Raw genomic sequence first — 24,136 nt, 5'->3', positions numbered from 1 at the left:
GGCAACCTTTGACGGGGCAAGCGAGATCAGCAAGTCGGCGGTCACCAACAGCACTGGGGTTGCTACAGCAACTTTGGTCAGTCGGGTGGCGGGTGATCATGGGGTAACGGCAAAGGTTGGCACCAACACCACGGCGGCGAAAACCTCTACCTTTATCGCTGGAGAGATTAGTGGTGATAAATCCACATTCGCTATCGATAAAAATATTATTTCGGCCGACGGGAGTGCATCGTTAATCATGACATTTACTGCTCGGGACGAGCACAATAATTTGGTGCGCGGTGCCGATGTGAAATTTAAGGTCGAGGGGATCAGCAGTGGTATTACGCTGGGGCCAGTTAGCGAAGCTCAAGGGGTATATACGGCAACGTTAACCTCTACTCAGAAAGGTCTCGGTAATATCGCAGTCTATATTGGCGATGTCGCACTTGATGATATGGCGACATTACCGTTTGGCGTCTATCGGAGTTCACTAGAAATCAAGGTCAATTAATATATTCAAATAGTGAGTTGCCGTCATTATTAATAGGATTGATATCTTCTGAAAAGACGTAATAGCAAGGATGCTGTTACGTTTTTATCAGCAAGGTGTCGATAGCCGCTTAAACAAAATAATGGATTTTATGCAAATGAAAAAAACAGTATCACTTATATTATTTGGCGTTATCTCATTGGCTTCATCAAAAGTCATGGCGTTAGATTGTGTGGGCGCCGGTAATGTTGTTCTTGATTCAGTGGTGTTAGACAGAATGGTCTATCTCGCTAATGCGTCTAATGGTGATATAATATGGCGCTCTGATGTCTTTACGAGAAATATTACCTGTACCTCTGGAATAAACGAAAATGTCTATATTTATGCCTATCCATTTATGAGTGCTGAGACACTCCCTCAGAATGTGGAAATGGGATTGATTTTTGACGGCGTTGATTTAGGCACAATGAGTACAGGTAGTACATTGATTGGTAGGCGGAAAGATACAGGTTGGACAGTGACAAGAAATGTGCCTCTTGTTAAAAATGGCGTGACTTTCCAAACGTACTTAAAGAAAACAGGGGACATCAGTACCACTGGGGTGACATCAATTACGCTGTTTCAATTGGATGGTGTTGGTGGACTGAATACCTCGGCGGGCGCGAAGAATTATAAGTTCAATATTTCAGGATGGAACAACGTTGGGACGATAAATTGTAATCCGACAGTGACTAACAGTACCTTTTCGTTCACGACCCTAACAGACCAAGCCTTCGCGGGGAGCGCCAATAATCAGGTTAATAACCCAACGATAAGCGTTGCCTGTTCGGGGGATTCATCTTCTTTAAACATGACAAAGTCTATTTCAGGAAGATTAGATCTTGCTGGCACTGGAAGTTCATTTTCAACCAATAAAGCAGGGCTGACACTAAATGTTTTCTATGAGGGAACGGAGGTAATACCCAATGACGATATCATTGTCACTATTCCCATCACTTCGGGGAATGGTAGTAAAATATTTCAATTTGATGTAAAACCAAAATTATCGACTTTAGAACTTAATAATCCGAGCTGGCTTTTCTCTACCACGGATGAAGCCATTAGTTCATCCATCCCATTCTCATTTACACCCACGCTAGTGAATTTGAATTAGGGAACAATCGCTATACACACAACATGTTGATGCTTGATAGCTTTATAATATTTTCACTTTCATAAAAATCATAACTATCAAGCATCAATATCAGAATGAGAGTGGCATGTGATAGAGGGATGTTTTATGAAAATGGCTGAATCCGTGTTTTTTTACATTTTCTGGTTTGCATGGATGTTTTGTTTTATTTCATTGCTGAGTGTTGAATTTATTCCAAGCCTCGTCACACAGTTCTATTCACGCTATTTTGGTCTTATTTTCTCGGATGATGCTTATGGTTCATTGATTGCGACTTTATTGTGGTCATCTCTGACGTTAACCATTGCCATCATGATGTTGATTTATCTGTTTTTTAAAGGACGTGACAGCCCTCAGTTCTAAATGTTTTGAAATATTATTTTAAGAATCAATAGGGATTGATTATATGGAAGAGAAACAAGTTATCATTCAACATGCCTGTCAATTTACACTCGCCAGTGTGAAAGATATTTTAAATGATATATTGAATACGGAACCCATTAATATTGTTGCTCAAGTCAAATCACTAGCGGATGTATACGATAATTTGATGCGCTTTCCTTCTACTCATATGGTCATTTTGAGTTTGTGCTGCGACGACTATCGTCATAACCACACCTTTCATTTGATCGTAAATTGGTTGCAGGAGCATCGCGCAACTTGTCGAGTGGTTGTTATCGCTGAGATGCCCTATATTCGGCTGCTCGAACATTATTTCTACGACATTGAACTTATCTACGCCATGGTTGCGCAGACCGCACCCATGGTGAATTTTGCCGAATGGCTGAAGCAGGTGTTTTATCAGGTCACTCCGACTAAACGTTTTTTTTATCGGAAGCGGCATTTGACACTGTCAAAACGAGAGCAAATGGTGATGGGATTGTTGTTAGAAGGAAACTCAAACAATCATATTGCTTCTACTTTGCAATTAAGCAATAAAACAGTGAGTTACTATAAGCGGAATGCCTTGAATAAACTGGGCATTCCTTCATTACAACCGATGTTAATTTTACCGACGAGTAGAATGGGCCATTAATTGGATTTCGTTAAGATAATCACGCAATATTCAATTCTCTGCCGCAGAACATTATCACTGCGACAGAGAATTTTTTTATTTCTGAAGGTCTAATATCTCAACTTCTTGTTTTAATTGTTTTTGTTTCTGAGGTTTTTGCAGGGATATTTCTTTTGGTTCGAAAGGTGCTTCATGAGCTAAATTTTCTAACTTATTAACGTGGCAGAGTGTACCTACGACAATCGCGCCATGTTGGATAGACAGTGAAGTATAGGTGAGAACGCCATTGATGTTACCGTGCTCATCAATATTGATGATGTCGGCGGTACATTTTCCTCGAACAGAACCATCTATATATAATTCATCGCAGGTGATATTACCTTCGACACGACCAGAAGACAGAATACGTACCAGCCCATTCGTGACATGGATATCCCCTTTAACTTCGCCAAAAATTTCAATCTGCCCAGAAGAAGTCAGATTGCCTTCGACGCGATTATCTTTGGCGATAATGGTGTGGGGACCGTTTTCCTCAGAGGGAAGTAATGCAGGTAGGCTGAGGTTTTTGGTTTGTAAGTCATTACTTGGTTTTTTGTTTATTTTAAACATATTTAAATTCTGCAATTGTGAACAATGGAGTGTAAATGAGCCTAATGCAAGGCAAGCTAAAACCAGTGTCAGTACTGTAGAGTAAGAGAGACAGGCGGTTAAAGCGAGCAGCCAAAAGCCGACGCCCAGATTAAAATAAAGATACCGCTTATTCATACTGAATTACCTGAGACTCAAGAAAAAACTAAAATGAAAAACTGACTCTTGATTATCTCCAAGATTATATAGGATATCACGTAGTTTTAAACTGCTAATTGATCGAAAACGACAAGTTTTTGTTCGTATTTAATAGAATTGCTTTTTTTTCTGTTGGTGATAAAACAAATGTAAATTTAATTTATGTATTGACTCACACTTCTACTTGAAAATTAAATTCGGAGGGTTAAAGTATCGTATGTTGATTTTAAATGTGTATTAGTTAGCTCGTTAAGTAAATGGCTTGATATCCATCCCATATAGTCGATGTAAACGCTGTGCGTAAGTGATAAATTCCCATTAGTTTCTTCATCTAATATTACACATGGCAGTTTTTAAATGCAGGTGTTACATATAACCAAAAGGATTAGGCGATGAGTGAGAGAAAAATCCAGTATATGCTTGATGAGATAAGAGAAATTGCTTCACGACATTCAGGTGAAAATGCCCACGTAGCAATACTTAAAAGAAACGATGCAAACTATATACAAATCACTATATCTAATCGGACTTTCCTGGATATTGAGTTTCACCGGACTACCTTACCCGATGCGAAAAGTATCGACTGAAGATTTTTTTAGCTTAATAACGCTCAGTCGTGGGATTGATTTTTTCCTGAAAATAATGGGTTTCATCCATTTCCTTCGTTTAAATCATAGATTTGAATTGCAGTGATGCTTATTTTTATCCGTAAAATCCTCGTTGAGTAATCGCTTAAGTTGAGTGATGAGGCAATATAGTGACTAAAGTATCTGCATATGTCAGGATGAGATTCATTATGTTTTCTCTTATCAGGCCGATAGATTATGTATATATCTAGAGGGAAGAGAGAAGATGTTAAATCGTATTAAAATTGTCACTAGCTTTATGTTGGTCTTGATTATTTTTGGTTTGCTACAAATAACGTCCGGTGGACTTTTTTATAGTGCAATCAAAAACGATAAAGATAACTTTAATAGTCTGCAAAGTATTAGCCAGCGGCAGACTGCCATATCCGCGAGTTGGACAGGATTAGTGCAAACCCGTGGGTTTCTCGCTCGTACTGCCAACCGCCTTTCTTTGAATGATCTTGATGCCGTTCCACCATTACTGCAAGCTGCCTCAGCCGCGTTAAAAGAATCTGAGAAAGATTTTGCAGAATTTGAAGCGTTACCCACTAAAATGAATGCGGTGTTCCTCCAAGACGTTAGGCGCAAATACGATGGTTATCGTACCGCGCTAGAGGAACTGAACCAGATGCTGGCTGCGGGTAAACTTAGGGAGTATGCAGACCATCCGACACAGCGTTTCGAGACGGAATTTGAAGAGCAGTATAATAGCTATTTACAGCAAGCCAATCGTTTGTTTGAAGGGGCAGTAGCGGAGAACGAAACCACTTTCGTACAGACAATTTGGATACAAATTGCGGTACTCACGGTTGTTTTGTTAGTGATTATTTGTGTTTGGTTGGGCATCAAGCAAACGTTGATCTCTCCACTTAATCGCCTGATTGACAGTATTCGTCATATCTCAGGTGGAGACTTAGCAAGACATATCGATGTGGTAGGCACTAATGAAATGGGTGTGCTGGCGGATACGTTACGGCACATGCAGGGCGAACTGGCCCGCACCGTCGGTGATGTCCGCAGCGGAGCCGATGCGATTTACAGCGGTGCGAGTGAAATCTCCGTTGGTAATAATGACCTCTCTTCACGAACAGAGCAGCAAGCCGCTTCTTTAGAAGAGACTGCGGCCAGTATGGAAGAGTTAACTGCGACGGTGAAACAGAACGCCGAAAATGCCCGTCAAGCGAGTCATCTGGCGCTGAATGCGTCCGAAACGGCGCAGAAGGGGGGCAAAGTTGTCGATGATGTTGTACAGACTATGCGTGATATCGGTGTGAGTTCTCAGAAGATTGCCGATATTATTAGTGTCATCGATGGGATTGCCTTCCAGACCAACATCTTGGCGCTTAACGCTGCCGTTGAAGCTGCACGTGCGGGTGAACAGGGTCGTGGTTTTGCCGTTGTGGCAGGCGAGGTGCGTAACTTGGCACAACGAAGTGCCCAAGCTGCACGTGAAATCAAAAGTTTGATTGAAGATTCCGTTGGCCGCGTTGAAATGGGTTCTACCCTGGTGGAGCGCGCAGGTGAAACCATGGATGAAATCGTCAATGCGGTGACTCGAGTCACGGATATTATGGGCGAAATTGCTTCTGCTTCTGACGAACAAAGTCGCGGTATCGATCAAGTCGGGCTAGCGGTGGTGGAAATGGATCGTGTCACTCAGCAAAACGCCGCATTGGTCGAAGAATCTGCCGCAGCCGCTGCCGCGCTAGAAGAGCAAGCCAGCCGTTTGACCCAAGCTGTTGCCGTCTTCCATATTCAGCAGGAACGAATGAATACGTTTGAGCATGCCGCAACTAAAAATGTTGCGCCGCCAGCCATGGCTATTGCACGTAAAGCCAGTGCAGCGAATGCAAGCGACAGTTGGGAAACATTCTAATATTGACAAGGGCCCTGTATCATACAGGGCTCAATTTATTTCTAATCAGTATTCTCTATAAGCTGCACTAGAGTAGGGCTAGCAAATCTTATTACGGCGAGCAAAAGAGAATAAATCCATCAAAGTCTTACATTCTAATTTATCCATTAATCGACTTTTATAAGTACTCACTGTTTTACTACTGATTCTCATTTCTGACGCGATACTCATCGTACTTAAGCTATCAAGAATATAACGCATCACTTTTATTTCTTGCATTGAGAGCAGATCAAGTTTTTCTTTCTCAGTGGTAGGCTTAACGTTCAACTCATCTGATATGAAAGGAAAATAGCTGTAACCTTTTTGCGCTGCTTCAATGGCAGGAATAATATCCGTAATACAATGTTTTTTACTGATAAATGCATTTGCTCCTGCATCAGCACTCCGCTGACTATAAAAAAGATCGTTATTGGCTGACACCACGATGATGATGCCGCTATATCTTTTTTTTCTCAGTTTTACAATGACTTCGATTCCGCTTAGCCTTGGCATATCAACGTCTAAAATCACTACATCTGGTTGAGTATTTTTCATCAACTTCAGTGCTTCGGCACCATTATCAGATTCAAAGAATACATTCACACCAGCATTCTCAAGTAAATTTCGAATGACAGCACGCGCAAGCGGATGATTATCGATAATGATCGCTTTCATCGGGGTAACCTTATTTAATATTGTAGTACTGCCTAATGACTGTAATGGTGTTTTAAGAATTAAATGCTAAATAAATCAATGTCTGCGTCCATGAACATTATTTTATGGAAACAGTTAATTAAAAACTCGTATTAAGCTGATGACGCGTTCTGGATTTAAACCCTATTCCTCATGGTGTTCTAGCATGCGGCTGTACAGTGCAATTAACCAGTCACCCAGCCAAACGATATTACTGTGCACCTGATTATCTAGCTCAGCCAAAGGTGCCTCTCTCAAAAGAGGGCTAAGAGGGCTAAAGAGTACTGAGTCACGATGAATATGGCTGTTAGGCCTCATCTCTGGTGCTACACGATCATAGCCAAGCCACGTAATAAATTCGTTTAAAACCATTTTAGTGCAGTAGGCTCTGGCGGTCGGGTTACCGTTTAAATCATCAATCATACGGGCCAGATAGGTTTGAAGGTCAGTCTTGTAGCTTGCTTGGATCAAAACATGACACAACATCTGTAACTGCTGAGGGGTTAGCCCACAGCGTAAAGCCAGTTCAGCATCAAACCCTTTTTCGCGAATATGATTGATCCAGTGCCGATAGGCTCTGGCAGCGAAACCTTTTTCATCGATGCCACATGCCAACGACGTATCATCATCGCCAAACAGATTGATCGTAGAAGGTAAAATGGCTGATCCCGCCGGTGTTTCTGGTTGTCGCCTGATGGCTTCAAACGCCTGTTCATTGATCGTGAGTTCACAGAGCAATTCACCATGACGATCGGAACTGGCTTGCAGTGCGCGTAGGAGTTTTTCAGCTTCATGAACGGTGAACATCACATCGGCTTCATTCTCTAACCATGTATTCTGCTGGTGAGTGTTTTGAACCCAAGATATTAGGGCATCGGGTTTGGTATATGTCATTGGTACAAGTTCCCACTATCAATCCAGTATTCTCTGGCGGCAGTATGGTTATCGGTTAGTGTGTGCAATGAAAGGCGGAGACAATCGCAGGAGACAGGGCGACCATCCTGCAATGTTGCGTCAATAAGCACGAGCTCATCGCTATTGGCTTCTCGGCGCAGACGAACAGATAAAATGGCACCACTGGCAAGTGTTCTTGCGAGCTGCGGATCGCGTAGCGTCAATTGGTAAAGCGGCGTAGCCGGCCAACTTGGGTTAGCAAGCTGTCGGAAGCCCAAGCGAGTGTGGCCGCGTATTGCAAGCGTCATCTCTTGCGATGCGCCTTCGTTGTGCTGGATATACGCATTTTCTTCTGCGAGCAGATTGTGTTCATCGATCACCCCTAAATAGCGGATGGTTGAGGTCGATTGAATATTCCCGACGCTAAAATTGAATCCTGGCAGGCGTAAATCCATCGCCAAACGGTACAGCATGGCCCCAGTCACCGCGGTGGTTTTGGGATTGCTTGCGGCTATTTTCTGATTGAAGGGAAAACCGTCGGGGAGCGGGTCATTCTGCATCCAGACAATGCGGCTTGATGGCACGGGTTGGCGGCGACGAAAGTAAGTCTGCACACCGGGTAGGCAACTTGGGCGTCCAGACAATAGCAGTACGTCGCAGCAGTAATACTCGATGACTTCGCAAAGTGACTGTAATGTTTGGGTCAGAGAGAATTGGCCAGTTAATAGGGCGTTGCTCAGGGTTTGGGGATCGACGCGCAAAGGGATATCTAATACCTTGCATGCGCCACCCGCCTGAAGAACCGCATCCTCGATATAGGCGATGACTTGTGGTGTGGGCGGCTGGGTCAGCAAAGCGCCGAACGTAGTATCCACAGTCTGTCCTGCTTCCCAAGCCTTCAGCAGTGCGTAACCCAATGGCATTATCAATAGCAACGTGGCTTGTTGACGCAAAACATCGCGGCCATCGTGGCTCAATGATGATCCAAATAGCTGGCGCAGCAACCCCTCGCTATCATTAACGCCCGCCTGACGAATCGCTTCCTCCATCGCTCGCAGAATTTCCTGACGAATGACTTCCAGCAAAAGATCATCGCCTGCATTTTTAAACCCTTCGCGGAACAATAACTGGGGGGTAATTTTGACATTACTGCTCACCGCGGTATCAATGTCATAACGAGTGATCGCCAAATCTGTGGTGCCGCCGCCAATATCGATAGCGGCAACCCGTAGTGTCCGACCATCCATTTCGCCTTTGCCGTGCCTGCGGTCAGGGCGGCGGAGAAGACTAAAAAGTTTGTCGATTCTGCCGCCACAGCGGCGGCTTTCATTATATAGCCAGACCAGTTGGCTACAGGATGCCTCATCCCAGTCAAGGGAGATTGTAGGCACAGGGACTTTGCTTTTCGCTCTTTCCAGTGGCGTATTGAAGCCTTCGTCATGCTGATGCCAGTTCAAACTCTTCCAGACCAGCGCGATAGCCTCGTTCATATGTTGATGAAAACACTTCCGCTCTTGGCTTGGCATGGCGGAAGGGAGCGTCAGAATAATGTGCCGTAAGTAGCGGGGTGCGTGGCGATAACCCTTCTGTTGGCGTGAGGCTGGACTATTAATTTGTACCAGTGTTTGTGCCAATAATTCGCTCAGAATGAGTGTCATTAGCGATGCACGGCTATAACGAGGCGTGAAGACCGGCAAGCGTTCATTTTGATCCAGCGTGTAGAGCGGCGTGCCCTCATCATTCATTAAGTGCATAAGGGGGAGTGCAGTCGCGAGTGGCTCGTGTTGGCTACCACTAAAACGCCAAGGCTCGTTAACGGGGGTGGTATCCCATAAGTACCGGCGAGGACTTGAAAGGCCGCTTCCCCCTTCGCTACCAGTGCGTTGTAGTGTGATTTTTTTAGCTTCATCACCAAGACGAACGATCGAGGGCCAACTAAAGGCGGCTTCACGCCCACTTTCCAATGAAAAGTAGGGTTTGCCAAAGTGCGCTTCATTAAATTCCAGTCGACTGGAAAAGAGTGATGAGCTCATGAGCTGAGGTTGACTCAATGAACGTAAGCGCAGTTCCGCGCATTGCTTGAGCCCATCATTATTGAGCCCATGATCTTCAATAACCGCGCCGCAAGTATGTGTGCTCCCCACATCAAGCACCAGATCGACTGGAATTGCCGGGGTGTGGAGTGTTTCGCGACTGAGTAAGATCTCGGGCAAGGCCAAATGATTAGCCATAATGTTCAGCAGATTAAGAAAATGGGCCTGATATTCGAAGGCTTTCAGCGCCGTGGCGATATCCTGTTCGCTGCGTTGTTCATGTTCTCTGGCGTAGGTCGAAAAGACTTCACGCAGCCAGCCGTCGACCCAAGTATTATCGAGGAATGCTGCGATATCCGCATTACGCCAAGCGAAGGCAAAACGTACCCCATTGTCGATATCCGCTTGTATCGGGGCAAGTTGCGAATAAGCGCCGTCACCGGTCGGGATCTGTGTATCAAACGCGATACACATCCGTACGGTATTTCCCGCAGCATCGGGTTTCTCCAAACGCATAAACTGCACTCGTGACCAGTTATCTGGGCCGCTTCCTGGTGAAATGCCTTGGCTGCGGCGCAACCAAGGCAGCGGTAACCACACGCCATCAAGGAGCGCAAGGGAATGCGATAACAGGACAGCACTCTCTGGTCTGACGATTTCGGCCGCATCTTCAGGAGGACAGGGGATCGTAAATTTACCGTCTATGGGGTCTTGCTGGAGATTTAATAGCGGGCCATTCGCCGTCTGGCGGACAAAATACCCCTTGTCTTTCTCGCCAAAAGCGAGGGACAGACCAAAATCAAGAAACTGGATACCGCTATCCTGAATCAATGTGACATCGGGCTTATAGTGCACAAGTTCAATGAGCATTTGCTTATCCATTTACTTTCTTAAACGTCAGTGAGGCTGACTCTGTATTTGCCCACTGCGCGTGACAAAGTGCGATATCTCCGGTGCTGGGTTTACAACTGAGATCGGGAACGGGCAGTAGGGTTCCATCGGCGCAGCGAGCGCGTGATTTGCTTTTCATTGAAAGGGTGCCTGACGGAAGCAAACCTGCTGTTATTGTTGCCTGACAAACTTGTTTGCCTTTTGATAGATGGATGTTGCCTTTCCCATTCGTGATTTGTACGCGCAGGGCTGGCAGGTTGTCGTTATCTCGTTCGACGTACTGGGCTTGCCAGTTTCCGTTCAAAAACTTGATTGACCCCGCTTTAATAGAATTGGGGAACATGACCAGAGCATTTTCAACAACTGGAATAGCCTGCGGTGTCGCATTATGCGTGATGGCAACGGTGGCGTGCTCTAGCGGCAATTTTGGCGTGAAAATAGTTTGTGGCTCAGGCCGTTGCTCACTGGCGTGCTGAGGGACTTCAACGGTATGAACAGGTAAGTTAATTTTGTTGAACGCTTTAATACTCAGTTCTTCATTCTTTGACGATAACGGCTTTGAAGATAAATGAGCTGAAGATAAATCATCAGGTGCGACAGGCGTTAGAGCATAGATAAAGGACATTGATAGCACTGTAATGCCAACGAGGGAGATAGCGGCCAATTTTAAATAGAAAGGGCGTTTACTGTATTTAGGCCGAGGCATGGGCTGATCGATTTCTGATGTATCAGGCATCTTTTCTTGCGCAACAGGCAGGGATTTAGGGCCATCTTCTGGTTGTACAACGGCAGGCACTCGTTCTGCTTTTGGTTGTATCAACTGCGCGCGATGACTTTCGCTCAAGATAAGATTATCCAGCGCATGTTGAGCGGGAGGCTGAGCAGGGTCAGTAAACCCCCAAAATGCGATAACGGGCTTCTCATTTTGCAGCCAAATGTATTGAGCGCTAGGGAATTGAAAAACATGCTTGAGCAGCATGGCAAGCATCCGCAGTGTCAGGTTTTCTGCATTTGTGGCGAGTGCGCGCAACGCTTCAACTTTGGCGCGGCATTGTTGTAGATCGTCGAGTGCTTGTTGGCGAAGAGAAGCGTTGGCGTTTGCCCATGACGTCACTGCGCCACGATGAGGAGCGTACCAATCGATACGCTCGCCCTCATGATGGCATTGCGGAATTGCCAGACAATCTGCGACGGCTTGTAACCCGCGTAAGCGTAATGCTTCTCGTATTTGCAGTGCTGAATCAAATACGAGTTGGCCATTTTCGCCCAATGCCAAATAATGGCTACGCACGCCACTTCGCAGTAATGGTTTTACCACGTTATTTATCCCGTTATTAACGATGAAAGTGAAATATAAGTCATGGGCTATTTTAACGGATTTTGATTGAGAAATAAGGTGAGCAGAGAGGGCGAAAAGCAGAAGGAAATAGTGCCAATTATCACGTTGGCAGGTGAATCGTTATTTAAATTAACAACTTAATAAAATAATTAATGTGTGTATTGCAAACCTGTAAAATAGATTCTAGCTTTGATTGCCTATTTATATGTTGAAAATTATAAAAAAAAGCTTCCAATCAAAGTGGTAACTGGAAGCTGCGAGTACGACTAAATTGAAATATTATAAACACGACCAGAAGTTTTATGTTCGGTTTGCCCATCAGACTCATACAATGAATTCATCATGCCGGAGTCTTTAACGAGTTTTTTAAACTCCTGAACTTTTTGCATGTGCCTTTCAAGGAGTAAATAGCTTTTATAATTGAGCTCTTTTAGGTTTTTTGTTTTTAGCGTAATTGTTTTCCAGACGTTGGCAAGTCTAGGGTTCCCTGAGTAGGGGGCTGTAATATTCCCCTTGCTCTCAACTTGCCGACGTTGTGTATCAAAGTAATTAATAGCTGATAGTAAGCGACTCTTACTATCAGCAATACACTGGAGCGTCACCGGATTAACCTTAAGGAGACTAAGTTGCTTTATTTCCTCCACTAGAACTTCTTCCTGTTCGTTCAAGAGTTCCTGCAACTTTATTAATGTAATTAATAATTTATCCATGATTCTTAATCATTAAACTGAGTAGGAGAATTCGAAAATTTCATTTATTAAGCATTGGGCGATTTTATCCGTATCAATGGTTAATTGCCCTGCTGATATTTGCGCTTTAATGGTGTTCACGCGCTCCATATCGATATCGCGACTGGTGTCCGTTTTAACTTGCTGAGTTACCTGACTCAGTTTTACCTGGGTCGCTGATTCTTTATCTGTTTCCACCGCAGGTAACGCTGCAGATTCACTTTTCTGGCGTAATAACACATCCTGTTGTGTTGCAGTGACAGGCCGCATTTGGTCTATTCGTTCGATTGCCATTTTCATTCTCCACCTTAGATGGGTAGTCCTGACTCGTTATTAAATACATCGGCGTCGTAAAAAATAACTGAAGTTAGTTTTTCATTTTTATTGTGACTTGTTTTGGCCCAGTGACCTTTCCAGACAACAGTTGGCCGTAACCTGTACGAAAGCGTAGGGTGTCATTCAGTGCTGCATTATCCAAAGCCTTACCGACGGTGACTATCTGAAACCCACTCCCTATCGAGATAACACTGATTTCTTCCCCCGCCCGTATTGACCACTGTTTTCGTAACTGGCTCGTTGTAAAGGGCTGGCCTGCCTTAATCATACGGGTCGGAATTTTATCGGTTATTTGCTGCGGGGCAAAAATGAGGTCAGAGGCCAAATTGTCTAGTGACCCTTCACGCTCCTCCATATCGCTCATTTTGATTGGCTGCCCAGGCTGAATTGTGTGCTTTGCGACCCAATAACGGCCGGTAGTTTTAACATTCACACGAACAAAGTGGCGTTTTGCACCACATTTTGCCAATACCGTCAGGTTGCTGGAAAACCGCTGCGTTTGCCCACTAAAAGATAATTCTGGATGACTGCAGATAGCCTCTAATTGTTTATCTGATGCCAACATAAAAGACGCTAATTTAGGGGCATATTCCTCATCTACCTTATATTTATCAGTGACCATCGTGCGTATTCTATCCTCGAGTGACAGTGTTGCATCAGAGGCTGACGATATCGGAAGATAGAAGCCTATAGTGAGTAAATATAAATTTCTTATAAACCTAAAATACACGATGACTTTTGCCTTTTCATTAAAAAATATGAATGAGAATGCTTCATGATTAAATTTTTCTCTTTATATTATACAGCAGGTGAGTCATTTATCGTTTTGGCTAATGGCGGCGAAACTGCCCTTACTTATCATGATGGTTATTTCAAATTGTATCTCTGTGATGAAATAGGATGATGGCTGAAAATTAAGTCCGATAAAAGCTGTTATTTATGTCTAGTTTTCAGAGTTTAGATTTTCTCCTTTCTCTCATAAACTATTAAGCATGAATTAAATGATACAGCCAGCGTTTGGACGTTATTATGCTTGATAAACTCGATAATGAACTTCGTTTCCAGCAAGGGGCATTGCAATTATTGTCACAACGACAAGATATTCTTGCTTCCAATATCGCTAACGTAGATACACCTGGATATCTTGCAAGAGATATTGATTTTTCTCAACAGTTAAAAAATGCTGTCGAAAATAATATTAAAACGACGGGCGATGTCTCATTAACCCTGACATCAGGCAAACATATTCCGGCTATTGCACCAAGCATTAATAATGACCAATTGCTTTATCGTATTCCAGATCAGCCGAGTGCAGACGGTAATACAGTCGATATGGATCGCGAGCGCGTCAATTTTGCTGATAACACCATTAAATATCAGACAAGCCTGACCATTCTTAGCTCACAACTTAAAAATATGATGAGTGTTATCAACCAAGGTTAATTACCCCTATGTCCTTGTTTAGTATTTTTGATATTTCCGGCTCTGCGATGTCTGCACAGTCGAAACGGCTCAATGTCAGCGCCAGTAATATGGCCAATGCCGATAGCGTAGCAGGCCCGGATGGGCAGCCCTACAAAGCACGGCAGGTGATATTTCAAGTGGATGCCGCAGCGGGTCAGGATATTGGCGGCGTAAAAGTCAGCGATGTGATTGAGACCGATGCGCCCGACCGTTTGGTATACGAACCCGGCAATCCTTTTGCTGACGAAAATGGTTACGTACGGATGCCGAACGTCGATGTTGTCGGCGAAATGGTGAATACCTTATCGGCTTCAAGCAGCTATCAGGCAAACGTTGAAGTGATGAATACCGCAAAAACACTGATGTTGAAAACACTGACATTAGGACAATAAGGAAAATTTAAATGGCCGTCTCTCCCGTCACGACCAACAGTGCCACTGCTGCCAACTCAGGTAGTTTGGGCAACACGTCGGATGAACTGTTAAACAGCTTTATGACCCTACTCGTGGCCCAGATGCAAAATCAGGACCCGACCAATCCGATGGACAATAACCAGTTGACCTCTCAGTTGGCGCAATTCCAGACGGCTGCCGGTATCGAGAAATTAAATAATACCGTCTACGCGGTAGGGGCAATGGTCGGCAGTATGCAGCAGATGAACGCCGCCGACTGGGTGGGCCGCTCAGTATTAGTTGAAGGCAAACCTTCGGTGTCAACCAGTGAAGGCGGGAATCAAGAGCTCGCATTCTCGCTGGGGAGTGATTGCGAGAAAGTCACGGTGACGTTAACCGATGATCAAGGCAATGCCTACGTTGGCACGCTGAAAGATGTTAAAGCCGGAGTGAACACTTACACACTGGATGACCTCACTGATTTCCAACCAGCAGACCCTCGTGAACAAGCCGACACCACCTTTACCGTGACCTATTCCGCCATGACCGAAGGTGGCGATGCACCAACCATAGTGGCGTTGAAACGGGCGCAAGTTGAAAGCGTCTCCTTTACGCCATCTGGTGCCGTGTTGCAGTTGGGAATCGAAGGCACAGCCATGTTAGGTGAAATTTACCTCGTCCAGTAACAGATGAAAGTAACGACATATATTAACCCCCTCAGGAAGATAAGTTATGAGTTTTTCGCAAGGTCTTAGTGGCTTAAATGCCGCTTCTCAGGCGCTGGATGTGGTGGGCAATAACATTGCCAACTCACAGACGGTTGGCTTTAAATCAGGTTCCATTGCTTTTGCCGATGTCTTTGCCGGTTCCCAAGTGGGGATGGGCGTACAGGTTGCTGGTGTTAATCAGAATTTCAGCGATGGTGTTCTGGGGATGGGCAACAGTGAACTGGATATGGGCATTCAAGGTGACGGCTTTTTCCGCCTAGTGAATGATGCAGGAAACGTTTTCTATAGCCGCAACGGTCAATTCAAGAAGGATGAAAACGGCTATATCATCAATAATCAGGGGATGTTCCTGACGGGTTACCAAGCAACAGGCACGCCACCGACTATCGAGCAAGGCGCCGCTGTTGGACCGATTCAAATTCCATCAGGGCAGATGCCAGCACGCGCTTCGGACGCGGGAACCATGAACGGTAACCTCGATTCTGGCTCGAAAGCTATCGATCAGACGGAGTATCCCTTCGATCCTAAAGACGGCAATAGCTACACTCAGGTCAGCCAAGTTGATGCTTACGACAGCCTTGGCAACAAGCACACCATTAATGTCTATTACGTTAAGACCGGCGATAACGAGTGGAAAGCCTATTCGACGGACACGACATCTCCTGGTACCCCCGCTTGGCAAGAAACGTCACTTTCCTTTGATACCTCCGGCCAATTGACGACCGCTCCGGCAAAATTGAACGTACAGGGAGAGGGCTACAACGGCGCAAACGGTCTCAATTTTGACTTGGATCTGGCTGGGATGACACAGCAAGCCTCTGATACGGTCATGAATAGTCCGTCCACCACAGGCTATGCCCCTGGGCAAATGAATGGTTACACCATCGGTGATAACGGCGAGGTTATTGCTTCTTACAGCAATGGTCAACGCCAGACGGTTGGGCAGATTCTTCTCAGCAACTTTACTAACCCGGGTGGACTGTCATCTGAAGGTAATAACTGCTGGAGCGAAACGCCTGCCTCTGGTCAGCCAACGATCGGTATTTCCGGTTCAGGAAACTTGGGCAAGCTTTATGGCAATCGGCTCGAGGCTTCGAATGTGGATTTGAGCCAAGAGATGGTCAACATGATCGTCTTCCAGCGTAACTATCAATCCAACTCCCAAACCATCCGAACCCAGTCTGAGCTCTTGCAGACGCTGGTGAATATAAGTTGATGAAATAACCCTATGGATCACGCCATATACACCGCTTTGGGTGGCGCAAATGCCGCCCTGAATCGCCAAGCTGTGACCAGTAACAACTTGGCAAACGCTACAACCAACGGATTTCGGGCTCAGATTTCGGCTTATCGCGCTGTACCGGTTAATGGGCCTACCGTCGAAACGCGAACCTTAGTCGTGGAATCGACTCCAGGGGTGGATTCCACCATGGGGGCCATTAACACCACCGGTCGCGCGCTTGATGTCGCACTCCCACAGGATGGCTGGCTGGCAGTTGAACTCCCCAACGGAGGGGAAGGCTATACGCGTAACGGTAACATCGAGGTGGATAGTGAAGGCCAATTGCGGGTGCGCGGATTGCCGCTGATGGGCGATGGAGGAGCACTGACTGTTCCTCCCCAGTCAGCACTTACTATCGCTTCTGACGGGACTATTACTGCTCTTGGTGCGGGAGATGAACCCTCATCGTTGGCACTGGTTGGGCGCATTAAGTTAGTCACTGCCGAAGCAAAAGCATTAGTGCACGGCGATGATGGTTTGTTCCACACACCGGCGGGTGAAGTGGCGACCTTACCGGCTGATCCCGATCAACAACTGATGGCGGGTGCGCTAGAGAGCAGCAATGTGAGCCCAGTGAAATCGATGGTCGATATGATCTCCACCGCCCGAAACTTTGATATGCATATGAAGGTTATCAGCAGCGTCGATAACAACGAAAGAAGCGCTAACCAGCTTTTGAGTACTGGTTAAGCACAGTCAGGAGAAGAGAACCATGATTCGTTCTTTATGGATTGCGAAAACCGGTTTGGAAGCCCAGCAGACCAATATGGATGTCATTTCCAACAACTTGGCAAACGTGAGCACCAATGGATTTAAGCGTCAGCGTGCGGTGTTTGAAGATTTGCTTTATCAAACCCTGCGCCAGCCAGGTGCACAGTCTTCAGAGCAGACGACGATCCCGTCGGGCCTGCAACTCGGGACTGGCGTTCGGCCGGTGGCGACTGAGCGTTTACATAGCCAAGGAAGTTTGACGCAAACCAATAACTCGAAAGATATCGCCATCCAAGGCGGCGGGTTCTTTCAGGTGCAATTACCGGATGGCACCACGGCCTATACTCGCGATGGTTCTTTCCAATTCGATCAGAATGGGCAGTTAGTGACCGCCAGTGGTTATCCCGTCCAGCCTGCGATCACCATACCGCAAGATGCACAAGTATTGACGGTGGGTAACGATGGGATAGTCAGTGTCACTATCGCTGGGCAAACAGCACCACAGCAGGTAGGGCAACTGACACTGAGCACTTTCATTAACGATTCGGGTTTGGAAAGTATCGGTGAAAACCTGTATCGCGAAACTCAGTCTTCAGGCGCGCCCAATGAATCAACCGCAGGCTTAAATGGCGCGGGAACCTTGAGACAAGGGTATGTGGAAACCTCCAACGTTAACGTTGCCGAAGAGCTGGTCAATATGATCCAGACACAGCGTGCCTATGAAATTAACAGCAAAGCGGTTTCAACATCTGACCAGATGCTGCAGCGGCTGACGCAACTTTGATGTCAGTCATGGGTCATTAATTGGCCCATGACTGCCCTACCAGTAGTGAACAAAATGACGAATTCGTTTTGCGCCATTAGGTCTGATATTCATGGGAAAAAGGGGCGATTCGGCTCACTTTTGCGCAGCCTCACCCTGCTAACATTATCGCTAATGCTGACTGCCTGCGCGCAGTTTATACATAAACCTTTGGTCGAGGGAACGACGACCGCGTCACCGCAACCCGCATCCGCTGCCGCGGCTAACGGCTCTGTTTTCCAGACGGGACTGGCGATGAATTACGGCTATCAGCCGATGTTCGAAGATCGTCGCCCGCGCAATGTCGGGGATACCCTGACTATCTTGCTGCAAGAGAATGTTAGCGCCAGCAAAAGCTCGTCTGCGAGTGCTTCTCGTGACGGTTCTACGGGACTTTCTTTTGACAAAACGCCTCGCATGCTGCAAGGCCTGTTTGGTGGTGATCGCGCTAATGCGGCTATCAGCGGCGACAGTGATTTCGCCGGTAAAGGCGGCGCGGCAGCTAAAAATGCCTTCAGCGGCACCATTACCGTCACCGTGCAGCGAGTGCTGGAAAACGGCAACCTCAGTGTGGTGGGGGAAAAACAGATCGCCATCAATCAGGGGACAGAGTTTATCCGCTTCTCCGGTGTGGTGAACCCGCGCACGATCAGTGGCAATAACACCGTCGTTTCAACGCAAGTCTCTGATGCACGGATTGAATATGTCGGCAACGGATACATCAACGAAGCGCAGCAAATGGGATGGTTGCAGCGTCTATTCCTTAACATTTCTCCATTCTGATTAGCTAACTATGAAAATTGACTTTTTTTCGTTCCGGCCATGGTTATGGTGCGTCATAGGCGTACTGGCTATTTTCCCTCCTGCTTATGCAGAGCGGATACGTGACCTGACGACAATTGAAGGCGTACGCGGTAACTCCTTGATGGGGTATGGTTTGGTCGTGGGGCTGGATGGTACCGGTGACCAGACGATGCAAACGCCTTTTACCACCCAAAGCCTTAACAATATGCTCTCGCAACTCGGGATCACCGTCCCCCCAGGGACAAATATGCAGCTCAAGAATGTGGCTGCCGTCATGGTGACCGCCGAATTGCCGCCTTTTGCGCGCTCAGGTGAAAAAATTGATGTTGTGGTCTCCTCAATGGGTAATGCGAAAAGCTTGAGGGGAGGCACACTGCTGATGACGCCATTAAAAGGGGTCGATAGCCAGATTTATGCCCTTGCACAAGGGAACCTCTTGATGTCGGGTGCCTCGGCTCAAGGTGGCGGCTCGCGGGTACAAGTTAACCAGCTCAATGGGGCGCGGATTAGCGCAGGTGCCACCGTTGAGCGTGAAGTACCGATGAACTTCGCCAACCAGACCACGCTGACGTTGCAACTGATGCAAGAGGATTTCACTGTTGCACAGGCCATCAGTGATGCGATTAATCGCCGGCATGGTTCAGTTGCGGTCGCGCAAGACGCGCGCAGCATCCGCCTGAATGCCCCGGTAGAAAGTGCGGCGCGGGTCCGTTTTCTGGCAGATATTCAAAATCTACCCGTGAAAGTGGATGCCGGAGATGCGCGGGTGATTGTTAATTCCCGTACCGGTTCGGTGGTGATGAATCGTCATGTCACACTGGATTCCTGTGCCGTTGCACAGGGGGATCTCACCGTCGAGGTAACCAGAAATGATATCGTGAGCCAGCCAGATACCCCCTTGGCCGGCGGGCAAACGGTTGTGACACCGAATACGCAGGTTTCACTGCGTGAGCAAGGCGGTTCGTTGCAGAAGGTCAACACGAGCGCTGATCTTAATAACGTGATTCGGGCTCTCAATAACTTGGGCGCAACCCCTAACGATCTGATGTCTATCCTACAGTCGATGAAAAGTGCCGGTTGTTTACGTGCGCGTTTGGAGGCTAACTGATGAGCGGTTTTAACCTCAATCAAGGGGCTGCTTTCGATTTACGTTCGCTCGATAGTCTCAAGTTAGCGGTTAAAAATGATGCGTCACAAGGTGCTGAGGTTGCCGCCAAGCAAATGGAAGGGCTATTTGTCCAAATGATGCTAAAAAGCATGCGCGAGGCCTCCTTTAAAGGGGGCCTTTTGGATAGCCCGCAGTCGGATATGTTTACCTCGATGTATGACCAACAGATCGCTCAGGACATTGCCAGCAGTGGGAAGCTGGGATTCGCGGAATTAATTATGTCGCAGCTTACCGGTGAAAAAGTGGAGACAGGGCGAAGCACGGGGGGCATCCCTGTCGAGTTGGCATCGAGCTTGGCGAATTTCAAAGGGATACCGGTGCCGGTCACGCCGCAATCTGATGGCCCATCACCGGCACGCTACAGCGGCGCGAGTAGCTCGCATAGTTTCATTTCACGCATGTTAGCGCCTGCCATTAAGGCGGGCGGGCAAAGTGGAATCCCGCATCAACTGATTATCGCCCAAGCCGCATTGGAGTCGGGTTGGGGGGATCGCGAGATACTCACCAAAGAAGGAAAACCGAGTCATAACTTGTTTGGTATTAAAGCGACGTCAGCTTGGAAAGGGGAAACGACTGAAATTACGACGACAGAGTATATTGATGGTGTCCGGCAAAAAGTGAAAGCCGTATTTAAAGTTTACCCAAGTTATTCTGAAGCATTAGCTGATTACACTTCTCTACTGAGTAATAACCCACGTTATAAGAATATATCGCAATCGTCATCGCCGGAAATAGCGGCAAAAGTGTTGCAATCGGGTGGATATGCAACAGACCCTCGTTATGCAAACAAATTAATTAATATTATTCAGCAAGTGAAACAAAATGTGGGTCAGGCAGTTAATGCCTATAAAACCGATATTTCTTCATTATTTTAATGTTAGGTCTTTAGTTGGTTTTTTTTAAACCGATATATTAATTATGGATATTATGACGTCGTTATAACAGGTGAATTATGAACCTTATGTACCTAGCTCAGGGTGGTCTGAGTTCTGCACAATCTGCTTTAAATGTTGTTGGTAACAATATTAATAATGCATTAACACTCGGGTATAGCCGTCAGAGTATTATCTTGGGTGAAGCAGGCGGTAAGACAACGAACTATGGCTTCTTTGGCTACGGTGTTCAGGTGAATGGTGTGCAGCGTGCTTATGATGGCTTCATTAATAATCAGGTGCGCGGTGCTGCGGCAGAGTTTCAAGCGATCAGTAGCCGTTTCCAGCAAGTTAGCCAAATAGATGATATGTACGGGGATAGCACTAATAATATTTCCGTCGCATTTGGTAATATTTTTGAATCCATGCAGAAGATGAGCAGCGATCCGGTAAACCTCGCGTCTCGTCAGGAAACATACTCGCAATTCAACACGATTAGCTACAAATTCCAGAGTGACAGTAAAACGCTTGATGGGCTGGAGAAAAGCACCAACACGCAAATTAAGCAGTCGGTCGATGATATTAATGACTGCGCGAACCAGATAGCAAATCTCAATTCACAGATCGAAAAAATATATTGGCAAACGGGGAATGTACCGGCTGACCTATTGGATCAGCGTGACCTTTTGCTGGATAAACTCAGTGGCCAAGTTGGCATCAGAGTCAATGAAAACCCCACTACCGGCCGTGTAGATGTCACGCTGGCAAATGGATTGACGCTAGTTAATGGGGATAAAGCTTATGCATTAGAAGCCAAACCTTCTCCGGCTAATCCGAACAGACTTGAGGTTGCTTATATTGACGCTTCTGGCAACGCCATGTTGCTGGATGAAAATAAGTTCACGGAAGGCAATCTGGGGGGATTATTTAAATTCCGTAACGAAGATTTGGTTTCTGCGCGTAACGACCTGAACCAGTTGGCGTTACAGATGGCGAATGAGTTCAACACGGTTAACGCGCAAGGCTACGATTTGTACGGCAATCCCGGCGGGAATATTTTTAATATTGCTGATCCCGTGGCGCTGGCCAACAGAAATAACAGCAGTGATGTGGCATTAGGTGTGAGCTACACCAATATCAGTGAAGTGAATGGGACTGATTATACCTTGGTGTTTATTGGGCCTGATGAGTCAGATTGGCAAATTACTACCAGTGATGGGCGCACCATCACCCCTGAAATTGGGGATGATGGTGAGCTGATTTTCGAAGGCATTTCTGTGATGCCAAGTGGTGTTCCTGAAGCAGGGGATAGCTTCTTGCTTAACCCGTTGTCTGGTGCAGCCGCAGGGATCAGTGTTGCACTGACCGATGGTAGCCAAATCGCAGCGTCTAGCTCTTCGGATGTTGACGATGAAAGCAATAACGAGAATCTGCAAGCGCTACTGGCGGTAAAAGATAAGCAGATGATCGGCAAAGCCACCTTCTCAGAAGCTTATGCCAACATGGTTAGCTCTGTCGGTTCTACCGTGAGTGGGTTGAAGGCAGAAGGAACAACGTCAGGCAAAGTATTCGAGCAATGGGCTTATCAGAAGCAAGCAGTGTCGGGTGTTGATATTAACGAAGAGTACATCAACATGACGATGTTCTCACAATACTACCAGGCTAATGCGCAGGTTTTACAAGCGGCGATTACCATTTTTGACACAATTTTGAGCATTCGCTAATGATGCATTTTTTAAAATGAACTGGGTAAAAATAGATTGGGAGAATAAGTAAATGCGCCTTAGTACGAGTTATATGTATCAACACAATATTGATAGCATGTCCAACGCGACGGTTAACTACAATAATATTTATACACGTCTGGCTGCGGGGCAGATTTTATTAAAGCCTTCGGATAGTCCGTCGGCGGCATCGCAGGCCATTGTTTACCAAAACGCGCTGTCTGATATGAATCAGTATGATACTGCCAGATTGTATGCTCAAGATTCGCTGGGGTATGAGGACAATGTGCTCAGCTCCATCTCAAATCTGCTCACTAAAAACTTGTCAGAGAAGATTGTCGCGGCGGGTAATGATACTTACACCGATGCTGACCGTCAGGCATTGGCGACTGAGCTAGAAGGGATCCGCGATAGTCTCGTTGACTTGGGTAACAGCAAAAATAGTAACGGCCGATATATTTTCGGTGGGTACCAAACAGGATCTCCGCCATTCCTGCCCGATGGAACCTACGTTGGTGGTGATACGGCAATCATGCAAACGGTTGGCGACAGCACGGTAATGCAGGTTGGACACACTGGCAGTGACGTTTTCATGAGTGGGACTGATGACGATCTTTTCGCTGCCTTAAACAAAGCGATCGATGCACTTCAGCAACCGATTGACAGTGATGAGGATCGCCAAGCGCTGCAAGAAACGCTTGATGGCGTCAATAGATCGATTAACCGCTGTATTGATAACCTCGGTATGGTTCAGGCGAGTGTTGGTACCAACTTACAACAACTAGAACAACTGGGGGCCAGTTCTGATTCGCACCGTATTACGGTTGAAAGCCGCTATCAGCAGACAGTGGGTTCAGATTCTGAAGCGATGATTAGCCTGATTACTCAGTCAAAAATGTCGGAGTTTGCATTGAATTCATCGATGTTAGTATTCCAAGCAATGCAAAAAATGTCTCTCTTTAACATGATTTGATCTGTTATTTAATGTGTTGCCGAGATAATTAACTTTACCGTTAGAATTATTGATATTGAAAGTCATTGGTTCATGTCTATGTGATGGCATGAAAATGGCCTGAGTCTATTTTACAGGTTAATCTTTTGTCTGAGAAATACGATTGAATAAAAATGTTAGTATTGAGTCAATTCATTAGGATGGTGTCATAGCTTGTATAATGGCCTTATCTTAATAATTGTGGAATGGCTCTATCCTAATAAATAGCATGATAAATTGAGTTTCAAATGTTATTTGAAATGAATTTAACGCTACCATTGGCTTATATACAGCCTATTTCTTTCGCTTATCCGACTATG

General features: G+C 46.0%; 24 protein-coding genes. 16 read left to right on the top strand and 8 right to left on the bottom strand.

All coding sequences use genetic code 11. The features are described from left to right. The 4 genes from BN68_RS14335 to BN68_RS14320 all read left to right on the top strand — a co-directional run. Positions 1-493: Ig-like domain-containing protein (locus BN68_RS14335; RefSeq protein ID WP_042806766.1), on the top strand; the 493-nt coding region annotated here is incomplete at its 5' end. 70 nt (positions 494-563) lie between these two features. Next, on the top strand, positions 564-1,625 hold the full coding sequence (locus BN68_RS14330) for a hypothetical protein (protein ID WP_019211853.1): 1,062 nt from the start codon (positions 564-566) through the stop codon (positions 1,623-1,625). A gap of 126 nt (positions 1,626-1,751) precedes the next feature. Then, positions 1,752-2,006 carry a hypothetical protein gene (locus tag BN68_RS14325; protein WP_019211852.1) on the top strand — a complete coding sequence of 85 codons (255 nt, stop codon included), beginning with the start codon at positions 1,752-1,754 and terminating at the stop codon, positions 2,004-2,006. A 43-nt stretch (positions 2,007-2,049) separates the two neighbouring features. Then, positions 2,050-2,679: a LuxR C-terminal-related transcriptional regulator gene (locus BN68_RS14320; protein WP_019211851.1), complete on the top strand. Its 630-nt coding sequence runs from the start codon at positions 2,050-2,052 to the stop codon at positions 2,677-2,679. 75 nt (positions 2,680-2,754) lie between these two features. Here BN68_RS14320 and BN68_RS22975 read toward each other — a convergent pair whose 3' ends face one another. Further along, positions 2,755-3,423, bottom strand: coding sequence for a bactofilin family protein (locus BN68_RS22975; RefSeq protein ID WP_019211850.1), 669 nt, complete (start codon positions 3,421-3,423; stop codon positions 2,755-2,757). Positions 3,424-4,296: 873 nt separating this feature from the next. Here BN68_RS22975 and BN68_RS14305 point away from each other — a divergent pair. Next, on the top strand, positions 4,297-5,946 hold the full coding sequence (locus BN68_RS14305) for a methyl-accepting chemotaxis protein (RefSeq protein ID WP_019211848.1): 1,650 nt from the start codon (positions 4,297-4,299) through the stop codon (positions 5,944-5,946). Positions 5,947-6,024: 78 nt separating this feature from the next. Here the strand turns inward: BN68_RS14305 and evgA are convergent, their stop codons facing one another. The 7 genes from evgA to flgA all read right to left on the bottom strand — a co-directional run bounded on the left by evgA (position 6,025) and on the right by flgA (position 13,500). Continuing rightward, entirely contained in the window at positions 6,025-6,639 is a 615-nt protein-coding gene (gene evgA, locus BN68_RS14300) for an acid-sensing system DNA-binding response regulator EvgA (protein WP_019211847.1), read from the bottom strand. Positions 6,640-6,801: 162 nt separating this feature from the next. Further along, positions 6,802-7,551: a virulence factor SrfC family protein gene (locus tag BN68_RS14295; RefSeq protein ID WP_019211846.1), complete on the bottom strand. Its 750-nt coding sequence runs from the start codon at positions 7,549-7,551 to the stop codon at positions 6,802-6,804. After that, entirely contained in the window at positions 7,548-10,454 is a 2,907-nt protein-coding gene (locus BN68_RS14290; protein ID WP_042806823.1) for a virulence factor SrfB, read from the bottom strand. The genes BN68_RS14295 and BN68_RS14290 overlap by 4 nt, the downstream gene beginning before the upstream one ends. 4 nt (positions 10,455-10,458) lie before the next feature. After that, on the bottom strand, positions 10,459-11,793 hold the full coding sequence (locus BN68_RS14285; protein ID WP_019211844.1) for an SrfA family protein: 1,335 nt from the start codon (positions 11,791-11,793) through the stop codon (positions 10,459-10,461). A gap of 287 nt (positions 11,794-12,080) precedes the next feature. Next, positions 12,081-12,524: a flagella synthesis protein FlgN gene (locus tag BN68_RS14280; protein ID WP_019211843.1), complete on the bottom strand. Its 444-nt coding sequence runs from the start codon at positions 12,522-12,524 to the stop codon at positions 12,081-12,083. Positions 12,525-12,536: 12 nt separating this feature from the next. Next, entirely contained in the window at positions 12,537-12,836 is a 300-nt protein-coding gene (flgM, locus tag BN68_RS14275; RefSeq protein WP_019211842.1) for a flagellar biosynthesis anti-sigma factor FlgM, read from the bottom strand. A 73-nt stretch (positions 12,837-12,909) separates the two neighbouring features. Beyond that, a complete protein-coding gene (flgA, locus tag BN68_RS14270; RefSeq protein ID WP_019211841.1) occupies positions 12,910-13,500 on the bottom strand; it encodes a flagellar basal body P-ring formation chaperone FlgA in 591 nt (196 codons plus the stop codon). A 407-nt stretch (positions 13,501-13,907) separates the two neighbouring features. Here flgA and flgB point away from each other — a divergent pair, with 407 nt between their 5' ends. The 11 genes from flgB to flgL all read left to right on the top strand — a co-directional run bounded on the left by flgB (position 13,908) and on the right by flgL (position 23,798). Further along, on the top strand, positions 13,908-14,321 hold the full coding sequence (gene flgB, locus BN68_RS14265) for a flagellar basal body rod protein FlgB (protein WP_019211839.1): 414 nt from the start codon (positions 13,908-13,910) through the stop codon (positions 14,319-14,321). Between the two features lie 8 nt (positions 14,322-14,329). Continuing rightward, entirely contained in the window at positions 14,330-14,734 is a 405-nt protein-coding gene (flgC, locus tag BN68_RS14260) for a flagellar basal body rod protein FlgC (RefSeq protein ID WP_019211838.1), read from the top strand. An 11-nt stretch (positions 14,735-14,745) separates the two neighbouring features. Then, positions 14,746-15,420, top strand: coding sequence for a flagellar hook assembly protein FlgD (locus BN68_RS14255; RefSeq protein ID WP_019211837.1), 675 nt, complete (start codon positions 14,746-14,748; stop codon positions 15,418-15,420). A gap of 46 nt (positions 15,421-15,466) precedes the next feature. Next, positions 15,467-16,678: a flagellar hook protein FlgE gene (flgE, locus tag BN68_RS14250; RefSeq protein ID WP_019211836.1), complete on the top strand. Its 1,212-nt coding sequence runs from the start codon at positions 15,467-15,469 to the stop codon at positions 16,676-16,678. Between the two features lie 12 nt (positions 16,679-16,690). Then, entirely contained in the window at positions 16,691-17,434 is a 744-nt protein-coding gene (locus tag BN68_RS14245) for a flagellar basal body rod protein FlgF (protein ID WP_019211835.1), read from the top strand. Between the two features lie 22 nt (positions 17,435-17,456). Next, a complete protein-coding gene (gene flgG, locus BN68_RS14240; RefSeq protein WP_019211834.1) occupies positions 17,457-18,239 on the top strand; it encodes a flagellar basal-body rod protein FlgG in 783 nt (260 codons plus the stop codon). 153 nt (positions 18,240-18,392) lie between these two features. Further along, positions 18,393-19,040, top strand: coding sequence for a flagellar basal body L-ring protein FlgH (locus BN68_RS14235; RefSeq protein ID WP_230822826.1), 648 nt, complete (start codon positions 18,393-18,395; stop codon positions 19,038-19,040). Positions 19,041-19,050: 10 nt separating this feature from the next. After that, on the top strand, positions 19,051-20,169 hold the full coding sequence (locus tag BN68_RS14230) for a flagellar basal body P-ring protein FlgI (protein ID WP_019211832.1): 1,119 nt from the start codon (positions 19,051-19,053) through the stop codon (positions 20,167-20,169). After that, positions 20,169-21,104: a flagellar assembly peptidoglycan hydrolase FlgJ gene (flgJ, locus tag BN68_RS14225; protein WP_019211831.1), complete on the top strand. Its 936-nt coding sequence runs from the start codon at positions 20,169-20,171 to the stop codon at positions 21,102-21,104. The genes BN68_RS14230 and flgJ overlap by 1 nt, the downstream gene beginning before the upstream one ends. A 77-nt stretch (positions 21,105-21,181) precedes the next feature. After that, entirely contained in the window at positions 21,182-22,825 is a 1,644-nt protein-coding gene (gene flgK / locus BN68_RS14220) for a flagellar hook-associated protein FlgK (RefSeq protein ID WP_042806764.1), read from the top strand. A gap of 52 nt (positions 22,826-22,877) precedes the next feature. Then, on the top strand, positions 22,878-23,798 hold the full coding sequence (gene flgL / locus BN68_RS14215; protein ID WP_019211829.1) for a flagellar hook-associated protein FlgL: 921 nt from the start codon (positions 22,878-22,880) through the stop codon (positions 23,796-23,798). Positions 23,799-24,136 lie beyond the last annotated feature (338 nt).

Source organism: Yersinia massiliensis CCUG 53443, from assembly GCF_000312485.1.
GTDB lineage: Bacteria > Pseudomonadota > Gammaproteobacteria > Enterobacterales > Enterobacteriaceae > Yersinia > Yersinia massiliensis.
The sequence above is the reverse complement of the archived record's forward strand: the minus strand, read 5'-3'. Positions and strand labels throughout refer to the sequence as shown.